Annotated in this window: 1 protein-coding gene; it reads right to left on the bottom strand. The window is 65.5% G+C overall.

Going from position 1 to position 255, the window contains the following annotated elements:
- Positions 1-255 (bottom strand): condensation domain-containing protein (locus tag KVP70_RS33840; protein ID WP_217946796.1); only part of this gene is annotated, 255 nt, incomplete at both ends.

Raw genomic sequence — 255 nt, 5'->3', positions numbered from 1 at the left:
CGGGCAAGTGGCGCAGGTCGTGTGTTACCAGGTGGAAGCCGCAATCGGCCGCTGCGATCCTTTGTTCGGCTGCGCCTGCGCTTTGCACGAACGTGGTGCGCAGGACTTCGTGACGCGCGACGATGCGATCCAGGGTCGCTTGCAGCGCCGCACAGTCGAGCTGGCCTTTCAGTCTTAGTGCGGCCGGCATGTGGTAGGCCGCGCCGGCAGCATGGTCGAGTTGGTCGAAGAACCAGAGCCGTTGCTGGGCCCACG

The organism is Duganella violaceipulchra (genome assembly GCF_019166075.1).
GTDB classification, from domain to species: domain Bacteria; phylum Pseudomonadota; class Gammaproteobacteria; order Burkholderiales; family Burkholderiaceae_D; genus Rugamonas; species Rugamonas violaceipulchra.
Note: the sequence above shows the minus strand (reverse complement) of the source record. Positions and strands in the feature narration are given on the sequence as shown.